Origin of the sequence: Oceanobacillus sp. FSL W7-1281 (assembly GCF_037969835.1) — a bacterium.
GTDB lineage: Bacteria > Bacillota > Bacilli > Bacillales > Amphibacillaceae > Oceanobacillus > Oceanobacillus oncorhynchi.
Window position 1 is genome coordinate 926615 of the sequence record NZ_CP150214.1, and the last position, 20167, is coordinate 946781.

Consider the following 20167-nt stretch of genomic DNA (forward strand, 5'->3'; position numbering starts at 1 on the left):
TGGACAGCGAAGGCAATGCTCTTCTGCTGTCCATTTTTTTCATTATATACGGATGTTATCATCCTTACATACATTGGAAGGATTCAATGCTATTTAAGTCCATCCCAAAGTAAACCCAGCGGAACCCGTTCCAGCGGAATCCGGCAATCGAGTTTCTTCCTAAGAATGTCGGGAAAGCCCAAAATCCTCTGCCATGATTTGGCCAAATATAGGTGAAGCGGAACATGCAGTGTCTGATACCTCCCGGGTCGACTGCGAATGTCTGCACCTGTTGTTTTTGCGGCACAAAATTAGGCGGCGGTCCCATCGGAGGCTGGCTGTTCATCCCACCCATTCCTGCTGGTGCGGGCTGCTGCCCTTGAGCTCCTTCATTCCCTCCGTTTTCAGGGAAATTTGGGAAGGATGGGGCTGGCGGCCAATTAGGAAAGGCCCCTCCATTCCCGCTTCCATTTCCATTGTTATTTGGAGGTTCAGGGAACATATCTATCATTTGTTCCATCATTCCCTCAGGGAAATTTGCTCCATTCCCATTTCCGTTTGGTGCACCAGGAAAAAAGCCGCCGATTCGCTCCGGCGATGAATGATGCTCCTGTTCATATGGAGGCACCATATGGTTAGCAGGGTGCTCCTGTTCATATGGAGACGGCATAGGATTAGCAGGATGCTGCTGATTGTATTGAGGCGGCATAGAATTAGCAGAATACGGTTCTGTCTGATAGCCGCCCTGTCCGCCAGATTCTCCGTCCGGTCTGCCGGTAAAAGCTTCATTGGAGTAATCATGCTGTGGTGCCGGCTGAAAATAATTATTTAACATCTGTCCAGGCAGGTTATTTTGTCTGTTTTCCTGCCCGTTTGGATGCTGTGGTTGAAAATGATTCATAATTTTCCTCCTCTATTAGGCTGATGTTCCCTAATAGCATATGAGGTATCTGCGCTATTTGCGCTTCATTATGGGCAGAATGGGCGCAATCACTAGATGGTGCAGATGACAGAAGTCCGTTATAACTTATCTACAGCTTTCTTGATATGATCAGCTTCCGTAACAGCAGTAATAAAGGAAACACCGTCAGCACCTGCTTCTATGGCAGAATGGGCATTTTCTGTCTGAATGCCGCCGATTGCCACGATTGGTATATCTGGAAATTGAGCGCGGATGGTATGAATCCATTCTAATCCGACCGTTTGTTTTGAATCCTCTTTTGTAGACGTTGTAAAAATAGGGCCGACACCAATATAATCGACCAGCTCAAGCGGACTCCGATCCAGTTCCTCCTGTGTGGAGATGGATAAGCCAATGATTTTATCTGGAAACCTGGTGCGAACTTCTTTGACAGGCATATCATCCTGTCCGACATGTATCCCATCCACATCCAATTCATCCGCAAGTTCAATATCGTCATTAATAAAGAATGGAACATCATGTGCGCGGCAACGTTCTCTAAGCTCCCTGCCAAGCTGAAGCTTTTCCTCTCCGCTCAATGATCCAGTCCCTTTTTCACGAAATTGAAATGCGGTAATACCGGCAGCAAGCGCTTCTTCTAAAACAGCGTTAGGATCTCTATGACAGTTTTGACTTCCCATAATAAAATATTTTCTTAATAGCTCTCGGTTAAAAATCATCTTCCAATCCTCCATTTAACTGCTTCGGTGTAAAGGATAAGGCATCAATAAAGCTTGGTAAAAAAGTTCCCGGGCCATGTACATGCGGCAGTTTTGCTGCATGTTCAGCCGCCAGTCCGTAAAAGCTTAGTGCGGAGCTGAGCTGCTCTGAGACGGTGTAAGAAGTCGTCAGGCACGCGGCAGCAATAGACCCCAATAAACAGCCAGATCCAGTAATATTAGAAAGAAGCGGATGCCCTGTTTGATTATAAATTAGTTTTTGATCAGCATGGATAACATCTGTTTTTCCAGTTATCACAATTGCAGTATCGTATTTCCTGCCAGCTTGTTCGGCAATTTCATCTACATTTCCTTCGCCGACAGAATCTACACCGCGCGATTGAATGTCTGCATCAACCAAAGAAGCAATTTCACCTGCGTTCCCTTTGATAACCGTTGGACGTACTTCTTGTAGAATCTTTTCTACCATGTCTTTTCGAAAAGAAGTCGCAGCCACGCCAACGGGGTCCAGAACAACAGGAATTCCTTTTTCATTAGCGGCTTTGCCTGCTATAATCATTGCATCTGCTTCGCTTTCTAAGATAGTGCCGATGTTTAAGACAAGTGCATCGGAAACCTTTGCCATATCTGCAGCTTCCCTTATTTCCTTTGCCATGACAGGACTGCCGCCAAAAGCCAGCAGTCCATTTGCATTAAAGTTCATGACGACCTGGTTAGTTAAATGGTGAATAAGCGGTGTGTTATTTCTGGCTTGCTGAATAATATCAGGATTCATGCGTAACCTTCCTTTCTTTGATTTCCCGGATAGCCCAGTGATTTGTCGGGCCATTTCCTTTTCCTAGTTCAAAGGATTTCGAAATAGCAGCAGTAACAAATGCTTTTGCTTTTTTTACTGCTTCCGGAAGCGGATAGCCTCTCCCTAAATAAGCAGCAATCGCAGCAGCATAGGTGCAGCCTGTTCCATGCGTATTTTTGGTATCAATACGCTCTGCCGCATAGCTATGCATTTTTTTCCCATCATAAAGAAAATCAATTGCCTGTCCTTTTAAATGACCGCCTTTTATTAAGGCTGCATCTACACCGTATTCATGAACAAGGTATTCTGCTGCACCTTTCATATCTTCTTCCGTTGTAATAGATAGGCCAGTCAGGAATTCTGCCTCTGGAATATTCGGCGTTGCAACCGTTGTTAATGGAAGAAGGTATTGACGTAAAAAGCTTCGCCCCTCTTCATCGATCAATGAATCCCCGCTGGTAGCCACCATCACTGGGTCCATGACATAAGGTGCATCAACCTTCTCCAGTTTTTTTACGATTAATTCCATCATCTGCTTACTTGCAATCATTCCTGTTTTCACAGCATGGATGGGCATATCTTCTATCACTGCATCCAGCTGGTCCTCAATCATGGAGAGCGGCATATGCTCCACGGATCGGACTCCTGTCGTATTTTGGGCTACAACGGAAGTGATAACGGACATGCCATAGGTTTTTAACTCTTGAAACGTTTTTAAATCTGCTTGAATACCGGCACCACCGCTAGGGTCTGTACCGGCAATGGTTAATGCACAACGAACCTGACTCATAATAAAAATCCTCCTTGGATAGAATAAAGTAAATTATTTTGTTAAAGAAAACTGCCGTGCCGGAAGACGACTGACTAACAGCCAGCCAATCAATGCACCAGAGACACTGCTTACAACAAATGGCGGAATAAAAGCAAATGCTCCTGCAGAGCTTCCCATAAGAAGATTGGCTATCGGAACTGCAAAGAAAGAGCCGATAATCCCGGTGCCAATAATTTCTCCAAGAGCTGCCATTGGATATTTTTGTGTTTTCTTATACAATACCCCAGCAACAAAAGCTCCAATCATTGCTCCAGGAAAAGCAACCAAGGTTCCTAGTCCTAAAAGGTTTCGGAGCAGGCTGATCATCAATGCGACAATGACTGCCGGACCCGGCCCGAGCATAATCCCGGCAATAACATTGATAGCGTGTTGAACAGGATAGGCTCTGGCAACTCCGGCAGGAAACCAGAGCAATTGTGATCCAATCGTTCCGATAGCAACAAGTACAGCCATCATTGTTAACAGGCGTGTGCGGTTTTTCAATCCCATCATCTCCTTCAAATTTAAGGGAAATGAAAAGGTAACTACTTTGTAAAAATAAAAAATCAGGCTTTATCGAGAAGCCTGATTTGGTATACTGAGAGTAATCATATGTTGATTGACTACTTCCCTACGCTGGTATTAGCCAGATCAGGTTTGTAAGAGTCGGAAAGTAAGCATGCTTCCCTCTCAGCCCGCGATTTTGGGCTCCCCTAGTAGTTGCTTTTCATTATTATCTTTGAGTCTACTGTATCAAAGATTCAACGGTTTGTCATGAAATAATCATTAGACTGCAAGCTCATATAAAGGATGTTATCAATAGAAAGAGGAATGAAACATGTTAAGAATAAATGGAATGGAATATCGTCAGGGAGACCAGACCTTATTTCCGAAAATAGATATAGAAGTAAAACCAGGAGAAATAAAGGCGATTCAATCCACTGTTAATATACGTGCGGTGTTGCTGCAGATGATTATTGGAAAAGAGAATGTGCGGAATGGATCGATTCAAATTCAGCACCAGACATTACAGGAGGATAGACAGAAATACGTTTCTTCTTTAGGGGTTTGCTGGTATGAAGAGGGCATTTATGAACGATTGAAGGTACAGGAATATTTGAAATTTATCGGCTCTTTATATCAAAGCAAGGCTTCTATAAAAGAAGTACTGTTGCAAATTCAACTGGAAGAAAAAGCAAGATTGAAAATGCATCAGCTCAACCGCTCTGAAAAGCGGCGTGTCCAGTTTGGCAGAATTTTAATGCAGGAAGCAGAGGTTGTGATTTTCGAAGAGCCTGAGGTCAATGTCGATTTAGAAACGAAACGGGTCCTCCATCAATTTGTCGAATTTCTGCAGAAACAGCAAAAAGCGGTATTGATTTTAACAACAAGCACGGAGAGTGCTGTCACCATTGCGGATGCGGTCTACCGTTTAGATGAGCAAGGAATCCAGCAAATGGACGTGGAAACAGAGGAGAATGAACGTTTAACTTCCACTGAAACAGATGCAGAAGAAACAGTGGAAGAAGCGATTCAAGTAAAGCAAACTTTCCAGCTAAATAAAATCTCCGCAAAAGTAGAGGATAAAATTATTTTATTTGATCCGCAGGAGATTGATTATATCGAAAGTCAGGATGGACAATCCTATCTGTATACTCGAGGAGAGGGGTTCCCTACAGGTCTTACCTTAAAAGAATTGGAACAGCGGTTGTCTCATCAAGGATTCTTTCGCTGTCACCGCTCCTATATTGTGAATCTTCAAAAAATAAGAGAAGTGATTACCTGGACAAGAAACAGCTACAGCTTATCTCTTGTAGATAAAAAAAGCTCTGAGGTTCCATTATCGAAATCAAAGTTGAACGAGCTGAAAGAATTATTAGGGGTAGAATAAGCATAATTCAATGTGATATATACTCCATTCATCGAAAATATACTGCACCATTGTTGAAAAGAAGCTATTCTGTAGTCACAGGCAACTTAACTGATACAGGAGGTTTCAGGGATGGAGAATATGATTGAAGTGATATCTTTAGAGAAGATTTTTGGTAAAAAGCAAGCATTAAACAATGTATCCTTTCAGGTGAAAAAAGGAGAGACATTTGGATTTTTAGGCCCGAGCGGTTCTGGGAAAACAACAACTATCAAAATCTTAACAGGGCAAATGAGACCGACAGCAGGGACAGCGAAGGTTTTTGGAGAACCTGTTTCTAAGTTAAATACACCGGAATATCGAAAACGCTTTGGAGTTGTGACGGATAATAGCGGTTTATATGCGCGGCTGACCATTTATGATAACTTAAAGCTGTATGCAGATTTATACGGTACGTCTTTACAACGAATCGATGAAGCGCTGGAAGCAGTTAATTTAGGTTCGGAGAAAAAAACACAGGTTGCTAAGCTGTCTAAAGGAATGACACAGCGCGTATTATTGGCAAGAACACTTTTGCATAAGCCTGAGTTATTATTTTTAGATGAGCCGACATCGGCATTAGACCCTGCGAACTCAAAACATATTCATAACGGTTTAAAAGAACTGAATCGACAGGGAACGACTATTTTTCTGACCACGCATGATATGGAGGAAGCAGATCATCTATGCAGCCAGGTAGCCTTTTTAAATAAAGGGGTTGTCCAGCTTTTAGATGAACCAAAACAGCTAAAAAAACAGTATCGGGAAGAGATTATTGGGATCGAACTGAAAGACGGACGAGAATTGGAGCTTCCACTCAAGCCATCAAGTGCTGAGGAAATTCAACAATATATTTCCCGGGAAATGGTGGAACGTATTTATACAAAGGAACCAACATTAGGAGATATCTTCGTTGAAGTAACTGGGAGGGAATTGGTATGACATTTTCTGTAAAACGATTTATGGCCATTTTTCAAAAGGATTTAAAAGATTTATATCGAAATATGTATGTTTCGTCCACTGCGCTGATGCCACTTATCTTTGCCGTCATATATGGTCGAATGGATAATGTAACAATAGAGATGCATTTATTTGTTATCAGCATGTCGCTTGCGTTAGTTGGTACTTTCCTGCAGTGTGCGATGATAGCAGAAGAAAAAGAGAAAAATACATTGCGCGGTCTGATGCTTTCTCCGGCTACATTAACCGAGATATTGTCAGGTAAAAGTGCAGTAACGATTCTGATTACCGTGATTGTAACGGGGATCAGTATGTTTATCATGGATTTTTCTTTCACCGGCAGAATCGGTTTAATGGCTGGAATTGTTCTGTCCCTGATTTTCTTTATTGCTTTAGGTACCTGGATGGGCTTAATCACGAGAAGCGTGTTAGAAGCATCGGTATATATCCTGCCTGTAATGTTTATATTTGGGATGGGAAATATGTTTATTATGTTTGCGGAGCAATATGCTTTCTTGCAAATATTAGAATATACACCAGGGCTTCAGCTGCAGGAAATTGTAGAGTTGGAAGATGCAGGAGCTGGGTTTGGTGAATTATGGAAGCCCTTTGCCATTATTGGTGCATGGGCTATAGCGATGGTAGTGTTGGCTGCCGTTACATTTAAGAAGCGAATGATGGATTAACCGGGTTATGAAAGATGAAGTAAATATGTTTCAAATAATAAAGTCATTTGAAGAGCGAGAGGAGTTCTTCACTAATGGCTTTTTCTTTTTATGATTGGAAAAATCCTCCAAACTCCCGGCCTTAAAGGAAGGTCGGGAGTTTGGAGGATTACCAGCTTCTTACTTATACAATTGCCCGAATAAAATCTTCATTCGCTTTTACTTCTACATCATCCGTTACAATAAGGTCTGTGAACTTATCTGTGTTCGTGACAATAACAGGGGTTGTTACATCAAATCCTGCTTCTTTGATTTTTTCAATATCAAAGCGGATTAGCGTGTCGCCTTGTTTCACAGTATCTCCTTGCTTCACCAGCGCTTCAAAGTGTTTTCCTTCTAGCTGTACCGTGTCTAAACCAACATGAATCAAAATCTCGGCCTGATGTTCCGATGTAATTCCAACAGCATGATGGGTTGGGAAAATAGCGGAAATCTCGCCATTCACTGGAGATACTACTTCGCCGACTGTCGGCTCAATTGCAGCTCCCTTGCCCATTGCTTCCGAAGAAAAGGCCGGATCGTTTACATCGCTTAAAGGTTTGACGATACCTGTTAATGGGCTTGCGATAGATTCTTGTTCGATTAATTGTTCGGGTTTCTGTGTTGGCTGTGATTCACCTGTATTTACAGATGTATTATGTTCTTTTTCGTTGCCAGATGTTTTTTTATCTTTTACTTCAAACCCGAAAACTAATGTTAATACCAGTCCAATCGCAAATGCAGTCAATGCTCCTGCCAAGTACGTTCCAATAGGAGAGAATGCTGGTATCGATAAGAAGCTTGGAAAAGCAAAAGCAACTGCTACAGATCCCAGTACACCATTGATGGCACCGCCAATAATACCGCCGGCGAGCAGATAAATAATTGTTTTTCGATAGCGCAGAATGAGGCCGTAAAGGATTGGCTCTGTTACACCGCCGAGAGCGCCAGGAAGCATAGTTGAACCGGCAAGTCCTTTTAATGTTCTATCCTTGGCACGGATCAGAATTCCAAGAGCGATACCAATTTGTGCAAAAACCGCCGTTCCAAACATCGGTGTTAACGGATCTCCGCCAGTTGCCAGATTTTGAATGGAAATTGGCACAATCCCCCAGTGCAAGCCGAATAGCGTTAGGAAGGACCAAGCTCCACCTAAAACTGCCCCAGTTAATAATCCGCTTCGTTCAATAAGGAATTCGATACCTGCTGCAATACCGTCCCCTACATAAGTTCCGAATGGTCCGAAAATCAATACAGCTAGTGGAACAGCAATGGTTAATGACAGCATAGGAACTAAGAACATTTGTAAATCTTTATGAATAATCTTCCTTAGGCCTTTATCAAGTAAAGCATAAATTAAAATGGCAATAAAGATAGGAAATACCGTAGAAGAATAGTCTACTACAATGGCTGGTATTCCTAAAAAGGATGCATTACTGTCAATTAAACCAGTTAAATTAGGCTCTAATAATGCCGCCGCAATGGATGCGCCTACATAAGGGTTGGCGCCCAAACGCTTAGAGAGGGTAAAACCTATAAAAATAGGAAGAAAATAAAATATGGCATTTCCGGCAGCTGATAAAATCAAATAGGTGCTGCTTTCTTCACTGAGTGCCCCTGTCATCGTTAATACGATTAACAAAGCCTTCAACATACCTGCTCCGGCAAGCGCTCCTAATAAAGGAGAAAACGTTCCCGATATCACATCAAAAACCTGCGCTACCCAATTCGCTTTTTCGCCGTCATCATTACTATCATCCTGCTTATTATCAATATTTGTATTTTTGGCAACTTCTTTATACACCTCAGATACATGCGGGCCGATAACGACTTGGTATTGTCCGCCGCTCTGGACAACACTAAGTATTCCGTCCATTTCCTCAAGTACCTGTTTGTTTGCTTTCTTGTTATCTCTGAGTTGAAATCTTAATCGTGTGGCACAGTGGACGACATTTTTAATATTCTTATCGCCGCCAACGTTTTCCACGATGTCTTTTGCCAGTTTTTCGTAACTCATTTGTATTCCTCCTTGTATATTTTAGAATGTAACGTTCGATAAAAAGCTGCGTACATCTTATATAGTTTGGACGTCTTCTCCTGCTTCTATGTGAAAGGTAAGTTATATCCAATAAAAAAACCCGACAAAATAAAGTGCACGAATCGTGCTTTATCTTGTCAGGTTATGCCCTCTAAAGGTTACATTCCTTTAAATCATGTATGCGGTTTTAATTTTTATAACATTGATAATATATCAAAGGAGGGAGAAGAAGTCAACTGACTGAATCGGGAAATTATACAGGTATATTTAGGGCGCAGCAGTACGTTTTTGGGATTGTATATTTACAAGGGAGCAATTATTGTTAGAAATAAATAAAACAGATGTATAATTTAAAATAAAAGATACATTTTGTCTTCTCCACGCTTAGAAAGCCATCGAAGAAAATGTAAAAATAATAAAAGCAGGTGCTGTCATGAACATGGAAATGAGAAATGGAACGCTCGAGGATGTTGAAGGTATGATGCAAATAATTAACCGTGCCAGAAATAAACTGGCTGCATCTGGATCACCACAGTGGTCTGATGAAGATACGCCGAAAGAGGAAGACATAAGAAGGGAGGTAGAAAAAGGAAATAATTATCTATTTACGATAAATGAGCAGATTATCGGTACAGCAATCATAACGAATGAAGAAGAGCCGGCTTATTCCTCCATAAGATATGGGGATTGGGATACATCACAGGAGAATAACTATGCGACCATTCATAAATTCGCTATTAACCCTGACATTAACGGGAAGGGCTACGGAAAAATGTTTATGAAGCTGCTGCTGTTTATGTGTGAAGAAAAGGGTATCAAGGAAATCCGGATCGATACACATCCAAAAAATCGGGCAATGCAGCATGTTATTCTGTCAGCGGGATTTAAGTTCAAGGGAATCATCCAGCTTCCTTTTGAGAATGGAGAGAGGTATGCGTACCAATTATTTTTAACGTGATATAAATCGATATTTTTATCGAGAAGAACCATCCGTAAAACTCTCCCTGAGTGAAGTTTCGTTTTATAGAAAACACATACCAAAGGAAGGATGGATAAGAAAATCTAAAAAGAGTTGAGCAGTCTAATACACAGTTGAAGGAATATCCTGAATTTGCTATATTTATTTTAATTGAGCAAAGAAGGGGACGTAGCAGTGGAAGAAAAAAAGGAAGAACATCAGTCAGCATTTCAAACTGATTCTCGTTATGCAATCGTTGCAGGATGGCTTATTATTCCGGCAATTATGATTTTGTTCAGTATCATTTCGGTAGTATTACTTGTCATCGCTGTCAATCCTGCTTCTTTAGGGACTTACAGTTTAGTTGTATACATAACAAGCATCATTCTGTTTTTCTTTTATCTATTTATCATTTATACATGGATCAAAAGGAAACAAATATTACCAAAGCTAATGATAACAGCTTATAGTATCAATATTTTATCGAACATACCTGCTATATTTGTAGAAGGAGAAATGCCCGGGGGCGCTATCTTAATTAACCTTATTTGGATTGGCTATTTTATCAGATCTAAACGAGTCAAGGCAACGTTTACCCAATGATGTGATTCTAGCAGCAAAGTGTGCATAGAATGTCCGCGTTGCTGCTAGGATGTTGTGGTTTAGTAAACGGAAAAATTAAACCAGAGGAAGGAGAAAGAAATGACCTTACAGCAATTAAAATATGTGATTGAAGTAGCCAGAAGCCGTTCGATTTCCAAAGCAGCCCAAGCTTTATTTATCAGTCAGCCGAGCTTATCCAATGCGTTAAAGGAATTGGAAAAGGAAATCGGCGTCAAAATATTCTCGCGTACAAACAAAGGAATCCACGTGACCAAAGAAGGGTCTGAGTTTTTAGGCTATGCCAGACAGGTTTTAGAACAGGCGGAATTGCTGGAAAACCGTTATTCTAACAATGCAGCGCCGCAGCATCATTTTGCTGTATCTGCGCAGCACTATGCTTTTGCGGTTAGTGCCTTTGTACGCCTGTTAAAAGATTATGACCGGGACGAATATGATTTTACATTTCGGGAAACAAGGACGTATGAAATTATCGAGGATGTTAAAAATTTAAACAGTGAAATCGGGATTATGTATATCAACGATTTTAATGAGCAGATTATCCGTAAATTTTTAAGAGAAGGAAATTTAGCCTTTCACCGTTTATTTGAGGCAACACCCCATGTGTTTATCAGCGGGGATAATCCATTGGCGAAGAAAGCGTATGTGACGCTGGAGGATTTGGAGCCGTATCCTTATTTGCTGTATGAGCAAGGGGATTATAATTCATTTTATTTTTCAGAGGAGATTTTAAGCACGCTGACCCGACCGAAAAATATTCATGTCCGCGACCGGGCAACGATGTTTAATCTGCTGATTGGCCTGAATGGTTATACGATATCGACGGGAGTTATCAGTCAGAGGCTGAATGGAGATAATATTATTGCGGTTCCGTTGAAGGTTGATGAAGTCATTCATGTTGGCTATATCGTTCATAAAGATATTGAGCTCAGCCCAATGGCGCAAACCTATATTGCCTATTTACAGTCCAGTATTGAAGAAGAAAGACAAAGTTTGCTGTAGCCCTTGATATAGTTAAAAGCTATATTGAACGATAGATTTTAGGTGTTATCTGATATCGGGATCTCTGTGATAGACTAATCTCAACCAATGAAACGAAGGAGAGATTCGTAATGACAGTAGCGAGCAAAGAGGGCGTACGTGCAGAAACACCATTCCGATTTGATAATGTGGGAAGCTTCCTGAGACCGGGAAAATTAAAGGAAGCCCGTGAAGCTTTTGCAAAGGGAAGCATCTCGGCACAGGATCTAAAAGCTGTGGAAGATGAAGCAATCAAGGATTTAATTCAGAAGCAGAAAGAAGTCGGCTTAAAAGCAATTACAGATGGAGAATTCCGCCGTTCCTGGTGGCATCTTGATTTTATGTGGGGACTTCAAGGGGTGAAGAAGCAAGAGCTTAATCAAGGATATCAATTTAAAGGCGAAGAAACGCGTGCGGAAACAGCTCGTTTAACTGGTAAAATTAGCGGAGAAAATCATCCGTTTGTCGAGCATTTTCAATTTATACAGCAATTTGCCGATGAGGAAGTCGTGGCAAGACAGACGATTCCCGCTCCAGCGCAATTTTTATCTGAATCCCAGCGTCCGGATAATGCAGAAACGACGAAAAGTATCTATCCAGACCTGAATCAATTCGTGGAGGATATAGCTGCAGCTTACCGAACGGTTATCAAGGATTTATATGCAGCGGGCTGCCGGAATCTGCAACTGGATGATTGTACGTGGGGAAGACTTGTCGGTAAAAACCACTGGACCAGCCGTGAAGATGATTCGAATATAGAAGAAATCGGTTCATTATACGTAGACTTAAATAATAAAGTGATTGAAAATCAACCAGAGGATTTAATCATTACCACCCACGTATGCCGAGGGAATTACCATTCTAAATGGTTTTCATCCGGGGCCTATGATGCCATTGCCAAACATTTATTTGGCAGAGAAAAAGTAAAAGCATATTACTTAGAGTTTGATACCGAACGTGCCGGCGGATTTGAATCTCTCGTTAACGTTAGTGACGATAAGCTTGTCGTATTGGGATTATTCTCTTCCAAGCTTCCAGAACTGGAGGATAAAGCCCAAATCAAGAAACGCATTGAAGAAGCTTCGAAATATGTGCCGCTTGAGCGTTTATGTGTCAGTCCGCAATGCGGCTTTGCTTCCACGGAAGAAGGAAATATTTTGACGGAAGAACAGCAATGGGATAAATTACGTTTAGTAAGGGAAGTTGCTGAGGAAGTTTGGGGGAAATAAAAGAAGAACTAGTGCACAGGCTGGAGCCTCCAGTCTGTCTCTGTTCGGAGATGCAGTGTTCACGAGTTATTTGAAAGAACTTTTAAAAATCAAAAAATAGGGTATAATAAGTATAGAAGTAAATATAATAGAAATACCGTCCGTGCTGTCACACGAACGGTAAGTCAATAGCAAGGCTCCCTTTTAAGGGTCAGCATGTTAACGGAAATAATCCACCTTGGTCGCTAAGCTCAAGGATGGATTATTTTTTGTGATTAAATGACAGCACCGCAATCGTTCATAATAGCTTTTTTTACTAACAAGCTATTATGAACAATCCGTATCGATATAGAAAAAAACTATAACAAACGATAGATTTTAGGTGTTATCTGATAGTAAGCTTTCTGTGATAGACTAATCTCAACCAATGAAACGAAGGAGAGATTCGTAATGACAGTAGCGAGCAAAGAGAGCGTACGTGCAGAAACACCATTCCGTTTTGATAATGTAGGAAGCTTCCTGAGACCGGAGAAATTAAAGGAAGCCCGTGAAGCTTTTGCTAAAGGAAGTACTTCTGAGCAGGATCTAAAAGCTGTGGAAGATGAAGCAATCAAGGATTTAATTCAGAAGCAGAAAGATGTCGGCTTAAAAGCAATTACAGACGGAGAATTCCGTCGTTCCTGGTGGCATCTTGACTTTATGTGGGGACTGCAGGGGGTAGAGAAGCAGGATATTAAAAAGGGCTATCAATTTCAAGGCGAAGAAACACGTGCAGAAACAGCCCGTTTAACTGGAAAAATCAGCGGAGAAAATCATCCGTTTGTCGAGCATTTCCAATTTATACAGCAATTTGCCGATGAGGAAGCCGTGGCAAGACAGACCATTCCTGCTCCGGCACAATTTTTAGCAGAGCTGCAACGCCCGGAAAATGTAGAAATAACCAATCAGCTTTATCCGAATCAGAATGAATTGGCAGAAGATATTGCAGCGGCATATCGTACCGTTATCCAAGATTTATATGAAGCAGGGTGCAGAAACTTGCAAGTAGATGACTGTACATGGGGAATGCTTGTTGATGAAAATTATTGGGCAAGCCGTCATGATGGAGCAAATGTAGAAGATATCGGAACGCTTTATGTGAATTTAAATAATAAAGCGATTGAAAACCATCCAGAGGATTTAATCATTACAACACATGTTTGTCGCGGAAACTATCATTCTACATGGGCTTCTTCAGGTGCTTATGACACCATCGCTAAAATTCTATTTGCGCAAGAAAAAGTAAAAGCATATTATTTAGAGTTTGATACCGAGCGTGCCGGCGGATTTAAATCTCTCGTTAACGTTAGTGACGATAAGCTTGTGGTATTGGGGTTATTCTCTTCCAAGCTTCCGGAGCTGGAGGATAAAGCCCAAATCAAGAAACGTATTGAAGAAGCTTCGAAATATGTGCCGATTGAGCGTTTATGTGTCAGTCCACAATGCGGTTTTGCTTCAACAGAAGAAGGAAATATTCTGACGGAAGAGCAGCAATGGGCTAAATTACGTTTAGTAAGGGAAGTTGCTGAGGAAGTTTGGGGGAAAATAAATATGTTTGGAGATAGGCAGGCTGAGGGAATCCAGCCTATCTCCAAACAAAGTGATGTATCCTCATCTACACATTTTTTCTGATTAACCAATTTTTAATAAAAGCATCCATCTAACGTAAATGTAGAAAAAGAAGCGCTGCTCCGAGCGCTTCCTTTTCTACATTTTGTTAATGGGTTCATCTAATACATGATGATCAGTATCGTTTGAGGAACTATTCGATTTACTATCTTTCTTCATCTTTTTTCCTGTTTTCACTGCAGTGTTTTTTGCTTCATCAATATCGGATTTAGCATCTTTCATCCCTTCTTGTACATCTTTTGCGTGGTCACCAAGTTCTTTTGTATCTTCAACAATATTTTTAGCTGTTTCTTTTATTTCCTGGCCTTCATTAGCCCAAACGTTTTGTACTTTCTCCAGTGCTTGCTGTGCACTTGATAGTGTTTGTTTCGCATTTTCTATTAGATATTGTTTCGTACCATTTGGATCATCTTTAATTTTTTGAGTATATGACACAACAGAATTTTTCGCATTCATGGAAGTATCTTTTACTTTACTTTTTGTTTTCGGGTTCAGCAGGATGAAGGAGATACCAGCTATTGCTCCAGCCCCTATTAGTAATCCAAACTTGTTGTTTTTTTCCATTGTCTACCTCTCCTTTCTTTATCGAATTCATAAACTTGTTGTTTTACGGTCAAAACATAAAAAATCCTAGAATCGTTTTTCTTCTTGGATGTTGTCGTCCTTGTCTCTGATTTCCACCTTGCTTGGTGTATTCTCTTTCGCCATTTGCTCTGCAGCAGAAAGCGCATCATCTTTTGATCCATATACTTCTTCCGGTGCGACATCTTCCAGTTTTACATACCAGCTTGTTTCATTTGCATCCGGTACGACACTAAATGTTTTCATCTTGCCCAACTCCTTTATTACGATCTTATGGGAGGTTTACCCTCAGTTGGAGTAAGTAAAACATGCTATACGGAGAAATTTCATCATTTCTTCCTGTGAAGGATACTATGGGGGATTGAAATATTGATATGGAAGCATGGATGGGCAGACGCCTGGTCGATTCTAATAGTGATTTCATTTTCTTCAGCTTGAAATGTCGTAATGTGTATAAAGTCAAAAGAAAACTTCCTCTGTACTTGTCAGTTTTAATACAGCAGGGAAAAGGCTAAGAACAATAATGCTTCCTAAAATCAGCCAGCTGAAAATAAACCAAAAAGGTATATTAAAAAAGTTTAGAAGAAGGGCAGCTAACGGAATAATCATTAAAAAGGAAAACTGTATTCTCGATTTTTTTGTGGCATATTGCTTTTCCCCACAATAAGGGCAACTATATGCGGTATCTAAGGTAGTGGTTACTTTCATGGTTTGTTTCCACGTCCATTTTCGGTGACAGTGCTGACACGTTGGCATTATCATTACTCCTCTCAGCTGGTAATATATATAAATTGTAACATATGGAAAAATGACTTTTCATTTCTTAACAAAAAGGATAAGAAAAAAAGCTAGCATCTTTTTCGCTTTTCCTTTAATCTATAGTAAGCTGTTTATTATTTCGAGAATCAAAATACAAATTTAACTGCAAGAAGGGATACAGATAGATGAATCAAATACATCGACCGACCGTTGTGGCGCTTTTGCTGGCTGGGTCTTTTATTTCTATTTTAAATCAGACATTGATGATTACAGCGATACCGCCAATTATCAATGAAATGGGTGTGACGCCGAACAGTGCACAGTGGCTGACAACGGTATTTATGCTGGTAAATGGGATTATGATCCCCGTCAGTGCTTTTTTAATTGAACGTTTTACAACGAGGCAGCTCTTTTTGACAGCAATGAGTGTGTTTGCTGTGGGAACATTAATTGGCGGAATGGCCCCGAATTTTGAATTTTTAATTATATCCAGAGTCATTCAATCTATTGGCGCCGGCGTGATGCTGCCATTAATGACAACTGTGTTTTTATTGATTTTCCCGATTAATAAAAGAGGATCCGTGATGGGATTAATTGGTCTGGTGATTTCCTTTGCACCGGCAATTGGACCTGTTATTTCAGGCTGGGTAACAGAGCATTATTCCTGGCGTGTACTGTTTTATATTATTTTACCAATCGCTATTATTGATATTATTATTGCTTTCTTTGCCTTACGTAATGTAACGGAAGTGAAGAAGACCAAGTTTGATGTCTTTTCTGTAATTCTATCTTCCTTTGGATTTGGCGGAATTCTTTATGGGGTAACCAATGCCGGAAACTTTGGCTGGGCAGCACCGATTACACTGATAACTTTAGCTATCGGTATTCTTTCTCTGATTCTATTTATTTTGCGCCAGTTAAAACTGAAATATCCAATGCTTGAATTTAGAGTGTTTAAGTATGCTATCTTCCCATTCAGTGTCTTTATTGGTTCAATTACGTTTATGGGACTGATTGGATCAGAGACTTTAATTCCGCTGTATATGCAAAATATGCGGGACTTCACTGCATTTGAAGCTGGGCTGTCGATGCTCCCGGGTGCTTTGATTACAGGTATTATGGGACCGATTATCGGCAGGATTTTTGACCGGGTCGGCGGGAAATGGATCGTGCTGCCAGGACTTATTATTGTGACGTTAGCGACCGTTCCATTTATGTTCCTTCATGTTGAAACGACCTTTACTTTTGTAATTGTAATGTACGCTGTACGTATGTTTGGATTTGCACTGATTATGATGCCGATTCAAACAGCGGCATTAAACCAGCTGCCAAGAGAGCTTATTCCGCACGGTGCTGCATTAGACGGTACGATGCGTATGGTGGCAGCTTCTGTGGGTACTGCGATCCTTGTAACGATTATGACATCTGCGGCTACGATGACAGAAGGCAGTGAAAACATTGTCCGTCCGGATATTTTCGGGGTGAATGTAGCCTTTGGCGTGATTGCTGTGCTGTCTTTATGTACGTTAATTGCTTATTTCTTTATCAAATTCGATCCATCTCCTGTTGAACAGGCGAAGATGGACAGAGAAAATAATGTATCATGATTAATAAAAATCCTCGTTTGCTTTTTTGGAAGTAGCGGGGATTTTTTAATAGAAAAGGAGAGGTTCTATGGTTCAACTTCCTGAAAGATTAAAGAACTGGATTGTTTCTCACTTTCCAAAGGAAACAGCTATTCATCATATTTATTCATTGAAAGGAAGCACCACAGCTGCGATGTATGCAATAAACCTTAAATTGCCGACTGGTGAAATGAAAGAACTGGTATTACGGCAATACGAAAAGAGCCAGTTTACAGCAAAAGAAATCAAACAAGAAGCAGACAGCCTAAAAGCAGCAGCATCTTTATCTATTGAAACACCGCTATATATTTCAGCTGATCCAGAAGGAAAAATAATCGGCAAACCGCTCCTTTTAATGAGCAAAATGGAAGGCAAGGTAGATATATTGCCGGCGAATCAAGCTGCATGGTTGAATCAGCTTGCAGAAGCATTAGCTCAGATACACCACAATACAATAAATCATTTTCCATGGAAGCATGAACGTTATCAAAAAGCGGGTGAAATTGAAATTCCGGCCTGGTCAAGGAAGCTTGAAGTATGGGAGGCTTTAAAAAAGGTTGTGTTGCGTCCAGAACCGAGCTATACACCGGTGTTTATTCATCGCGATTTTCACCCAGCCAATGTACTTTGGAAGGATGCTGAGGTGAGCGGTGTGGTGGATTGGGCCAATGGCTGCTTAGGTCATACTGGAGTGGATGTGGGACATTGCCGCTGGAATCTTGCCATGCTTTATGGTGTAACAGCTGCAGATACTTTTTTGGCAGTTTATCAAGAGAAGATGGGGAGTCATTTCTCCTATGATGTTTATTGGGATATTGTTTCCTTAATGGATGTGTTAGAAGGACAGCCGGAAGTTTATCCTGGCTGGGAAGACTTTGGGAAAACGGATATTACGGAGGAAGTAATGATAGAAAGAATGGATGATTATGCGGCTTCGCTGTTAGAAAAAGCGATGGAATAGAGGAGGATGAAGATGGAAAGAGTAGATGTGGTCTATGCGTTGATTTTAGACGAGGCAGAAGAGAAGGTTTTAATGGTGCAGAATATAAAGCATGATAATTGGTCGATGCCTGGCGGGGCAGTGGAGGCAGGAGAAACGTTAACAGAAGCGGTTATCCGTGAAGCGAGAGAAGAAACCGGTTTAACGATTGAAGCGGAAGACATTCTTGCTGTGAATGAAGCGTTTATGGAAAGATTCAATCACCACACCATCTTTTTTACGTTTATGGCTAAGGTGGTTGGCGGCGGAATTTCCATTCAAGATACAGAAACAATTGCGGATACCGCATGGATGAGTATAGATGAAGCAGATAAATGGATGCCTTATCATAAAACGGGGATTCGAAGCCTGTTGGAAAAGGCTGTTCCTTATACGTTTCAGGGTGTGGAGAAGTAATAAGATGGAGTATGGCGATTCGATGTTGCTATGCTCTTTTTTATTGTTTAGATAATAATAGCTGAAAACCTTATATAGGAACTAAAAAGCCGTAACTGCTTCCTATTACGGCTTCTCAAATTATCTAATATTAATGCTGTTTACATAATAATTCAAAACAAAACATAAGACAAATAAATCACGACAGTTACCGTAATAATACTAAAAAGTGTTGAAAATAAAACGATTTGTGCGTGCAATTCCGGCTTGATTTGATACTCCATCGCAATCGTTGATGTGTTCCTGGAAGTCGGAAAAGAGCTTGCGATAAATAAGGATTGAGCAACGACTCCATCAATATTCAGCAGATATATAACAGCCAGTGCTAACGATGGTCCCATCACCAGTCTTCCAATCAAAGACCATGTAATGACCCGATGGAAAAAATGCAGCTTAATATTAGATAATTGTGCTCCCAGTAATAAAAGGGCAATAGCCACAAAACCATCGGCAAGCTGATCAAGCGGTATCATAATCGAATTAGGAATGGGAATGGAAAATCCTTGGAACAGCATCCCTAATAGCAATGCGTGGAATACTGGCAATCTAAGAAAGGATTGAATAATCCCTCCGATTGATTTGGTTGCTGATAATAAATTATAAATTCCGTAAGAGTATGTTAAAAGATTCTGGAAAATAAGAATGAAAACCTGAATCGAAAACCCTAAAGGATTGCTGCTGAAAACTAATTGACTTACCGGCAAGCCGTAGTTGCCAGAGTTCATTAACGAAATACTATTTTTTAGAGCTGCGCTTTCTTCTCTATCTAATTTTAATAGTTTGGCAATGATGTGACTTACAATGATCAGAATTAAACTATAAAGGATGATGTAATAGATTATTTGAAAAAATATATCCATTTCTATATTGATATGATATATATTCACAAATACAGCAGCTGGCATTAAGCAATATGTAATCAGTGTAGATATCTGTTTCAGATTAAATTGAAACTTTCTCTGTAAAAGGGCACCGACCAGGGTCAATATCAATATGGGAAATATCACGTCTAATAAAATAAAAATAAACATTTCAAACCTCATCCTAAATGTTTCATAGTTGAATTGCGCCATTACTAAATATGGCTTTATCTTATCATGAAAGGAAAGATAAGGAAAATATCAAAAAGTTATCCTTTGGAATAAGTAAAAATTATATATTACTAATGAGTCTGCTAAGTGTGTACCTTCTGCATTATGCTGGTAAAGCCTATCTGCCATCGATCATTAGTTTTTCGATTGCCATTCTGATATTTGCTGCGAGTTTTGTCGTAGCCGCAGCAGCTAATGCTTGGTATGGCATAGGGCTTGGGATGCTGGCTGCAGGAATCTTCGGCTGTTCTATTATTATCTTATTGTTTATATTTATTTATAAGCGTTTTGTAAAATAGATGGATTGCAATCTTTCGACAGTTAAAAGCCACGCTAGCTTATTTTAAAATTGGAATAAGCTA

General features: G+C 40.4%; 22 protein-coding genes and 1 riboswitch. Of the genes, 12 read left to right on the forward strand and 10 right to left on the reverse strand.

The features are described from left to right. Window positions 1-64 precede the first annotated feature (64 nt). From MKX55_RS04595 to thiW, 5 genes are all read right to left on the reverse strand, one after another. Entirely contained in the window at window positions 65-880 is an 816-nt protein-coding gene (locus MKX55_RS04595; protein WP_339236412.1) for a hypothetical protein, read from the reverse strand. Between the two features lie 119 nt (window positions 881-999). Further along, a complete protein-coding gene (gene thiE, locus MKX55_RS04600) occupies window positions 1000-1620 on the reverse strand; it encodes a thiamine phosphate synthase (protein ID WP_339182770.1) in 621 nt (206 codons plus the stop codon). Then, a complete protein-coding gene (gene thiM, locus MKX55_RS04605; protein WP_339236415.1) occupies window positions 1610-2395 on the reverse strand; it encodes a hydroxyethylthiazole kinase in 786 nt (261 codons plus the stop codon). The genes thiE and thiM overlap by 11 nt, the downstream gene beginning before the upstream one ends. Further along, complete coding sequence (gene thiD / locus MKX55_RS04610; protein WP_339236417.1) at window positions 2385-3206, reverse strand: bifunctional hydroxymethylpyrimidine kinase/phosphomethylpyrimidine kinase; 822 nt, start codon at window positions 3204-3206, stop codon at window positions 2385-2387. The genes thiM and thiD overlap by 11 nt, the downstream gene beginning before the upstream one ends. A 33-nt stretch (window positions 3207-3239) precedes the next feature. Then, window positions 3240-3704 carry an energy coupling factor transporter S component ThiW gene (gene thiW / locus MKX55_RS04615; RefSeq protein WP_339238426.1) on the reverse strand — a complete coding sequence of 155 codons (465 nt, stop codon included), beginning with the start codon at window positions 3702-3704 and terminating at the stop codon, window positions 3240-3242. Between the two features lie 134 nt (window positions 3705-3838). After that, window positions 3839-3952, reverse strand: a riboswitch (TPP riboswitch). A 113-nt stretch (window positions 3953-4065) separates the two neighbouring features. Here thiW and MKX55_RS04620 point away from each other — a divergent pair. The 3 genes from MKX55_RS04620 to MKX55_RS04630 all read left to right on the forward strand — a co-directional run bounded on the left by MKX55_RS04620 (window position 4066) and on the right by MKX55_RS04630 (window position 6782). Then, on the forward strand, window positions 4066-5118 hold the full coding sequence (locus MKX55_RS04620) for a LytTR family transcriptional regulator DNA-binding domain-containing protein (RefSeq protein WP_339236418.1): 1053 nt from the start codon (window positions 4066-4068) through the stop codon (window positions 5116-5118). A 111-nt stretch (window positions 5119-5229) separates the two neighbouring features. Beyond that, window positions 5230-6078: an ABC transporter ATP-binding protein gene (locus MKX55_RS04625; RefSeq protein WP_339182778.1), complete on the forward strand. Its 849-nt coding sequence runs from the start codon at window positions 5230-5232 to the stop codon at window positions 6076-6078. Next, on the forward strand, window positions 6075-6782 hold the full coding sequence (locus tag MKX55_RS04630; RefSeq protein ID WP_339236421.1) for an ABC transporter permease: 708 nt from the start codon (window positions 6075-6077) through the stop codon (window positions 6780-6782). The genes MKX55_RS04625 and MKX55_RS04630 overlap by 4 nt, the downstream gene beginning before the upstream one ends. A 163-nt stretch (window positions 6783-6945) precedes the next feature. Here the strand turns inward: MKX55_RS04630 and MKX55_RS04635 are convergent, their stop codons facing one another. Next, window positions 6946-8817, reverse strand: coding sequence for a beta-glucoside-specific PTS transporter subunit IIABC (locus MKX55_RS04635; RefSeq protein ID WP_339236424.1), 1872 nt, complete (start codon window positions 8815-8817; stop codon window positions 6946-6948). A 454-nt stretch (window positions 8818-9271) separates the two neighbouring features. Here MKX55_RS04635 and MKX55_RS04640 point away from each other — a divergent pair, with 454 nt between their 5' ends. From MKX55_RS04640 to MKX55_RS04660, 5 genes are all read left to right on the forward strand, one after another. Further along, window positions 9272-9796 (forward strand): GNAT family protein, encoded by a 525-nt coding sequence (locus tag MKX55_RS04640; protein WP_339236426.1) that lies wholly within the window; start codon window positions 9272-9274, stop codon window positions 9794-9796. Window positions 9797-9991: 195 nt separating this feature from the next. Continuing rightward, window positions 9992-10399, forward strand: coding sequence for a DUF2569 family protein (locus tag MKX55_RS04645; protein WP_339182785.1), 408 nt, complete (start codon window positions 9992-9994; stop codon window positions 10397-10399). Window positions 10400-10498: 99 nt separating this feature from the next. Then, window positions 10499-11419 (forward strand): LysR family transcriptional regulator, encoded by a 921-nt coding sequence (locus MKX55_RS04650; RefSeq protein WP_339236429.1) that lies wholly within the window; start codon window positions 10499-10501, stop codon window positions 11417-11419. 110 nt (window positions 11420-11529) lie between these two features. Then, window positions 11530-12666, forward strand: coding sequence for a 5-methyltetrahydropteroyltriglutamate--homocysteine S-methyltransferase (locus tag MKX55_RS04655; protein ID WP_339236431.1), 1137 nt, complete (start codon window positions 11530-11532; stop codon window positions 12664-12666). Window positions 12667-13095: 429 nt separating this feature from the next. After that, window positions 13096-14316 carry a 5-methyltetrahydropteroyltriglutamate--homocysteine S-methyltransferase gene (locus tag MKX55_RS04660; protein ID WP_339236432.1) on the forward strand — a complete coding sequence of 407 codons (1221 nt, stop codon included), beginning with the start codon at window positions 13096-13098 and terminating at the stop codon, window positions 14314-14316. Between the two features lie 75 nt (window positions 14317-14391). On the opposite strand, the gene MKX55_RS04665 is transcribed toward MKX55_RS04660, so the two are convergent. The 3 genes from MKX55_RS04665 to MKX55_RS04675 all read right to left on the reverse strand — a co-directional run bounded on the left by MKX55_RS04665 (window position 14392) and on the right by MKX55_RS04675 (window position 15651). Continuing rightward, window positions 14392-14877 (reverse strand): hypothetical protein, encoded by a 486-nt coding sequence (locus tag MKX55_RS04665; RefSeq protein WP_339236435.1) that lies wholly within the window; start codon window positions 14875-14877, stop codon window positions 14392-14394. Between the two features lie 66 nt (window positions 14878-14943). Further along, the gene (locus tag MKX55_RS04670) at window positions 14944-15141 is read right to left on the reverse strand and encodes a DUF2188 domain-containing protein (protein ID WP_042532101.1); all 198 of its coding nucleotides are present in this window, start codon (window positions 15139-15141) and stop codon (window positions 14944-14946) included. A gap of 213 nt (window positions 15142-15354) precedes the next feature. After that, a complete protein-coding gene (locus tag MKX55_RS04675; protein WP_339182791.1) occupies window positions 15355-15651 on the reverse strand; it encodes a TIGR04104 family putative zinc finger protein in 297 nt (98 codons plus the stop codon). A 188-nt stretch (window positions 15652-15839) separates the two neighbouring features. Here MKX55_RS04675 and MKX55_RS04680 point away from each other — a divergent pair, with 188 nt between their 5' ends. The 3 genes from MKX55_RS04680 to MKX55_RS04690 all read left to right on the forward strand — a co-directional run bounded on the left by MKX55_RS04680 (window position 15840) and on the right by MKX55_RS04690 (window position 18675). After that, complete coding sequence (locus tag MKX55_RS04680; protein WP_339236437.1) at window positions 15840-17261, forward strand: MDR family MFS transporter; 1422 nt, start codon at window positions 15840-15842, stop codon at window positions 17259-17261. A 67-nt stretch (window positions 17262-17328) separates the two neighbouring features. Then, the gene (locus MKX55_RS04685; protein WP_339236439.1) at window positions 17329-18240 is read left to right on the forward strand and encodes an aminoglycoside phosphotransferase family protein; all 912 of its coding nucleotides are present in this window, start codon (window positions 17329-17331) and stop codon (window positions 18238-18240) included. Between the two features lie 12 nt (window positions 18241-18252). Beyond that, window positions 18253-18675 (forward strand): NUDIX hydrolase, encoded by a 423-nt coding sequence (locus tag MKX55_RS04690; protein ID WP_339236441.1) that lies wholly within the window; start codon window positions 18253-18255, stop codon window positions 18673-18675. A gap of 152 nt (window positions 18676-18827) precedes the next feature. Here the strand turns inward: MKX55_RS04690 and MKX55_RS04695 are convergent, their stop codons facing one another. Continuing rightward, window positions 18828-19745, reverse strand: a complete 918-nt coding sequence (locus tag MKX55_RS04695) for an AEC family transporter (protein WP_193063980.1) — start codon at window positions 19743-19745, stop codon at window positions 18828-18830. Between the two features lie 149 nt (window positions 19746-19894). Between MKX55_RS04695 and MKX55_RS04700 the strand changes: the two genes are divergently transcribed. Beyond that, window positions 19895-20104: a hypothetical protein gene (locus MKX55_RS04700; protein ID WP_339236444.1), complete on the forward strand. Its 210-nt coding sequence runs from the start codon at window positions 19895-19897 to the stop codon at window positions 20102-20104. Window positions 20105-20167 lie beyond the last annotated feature (63 nt).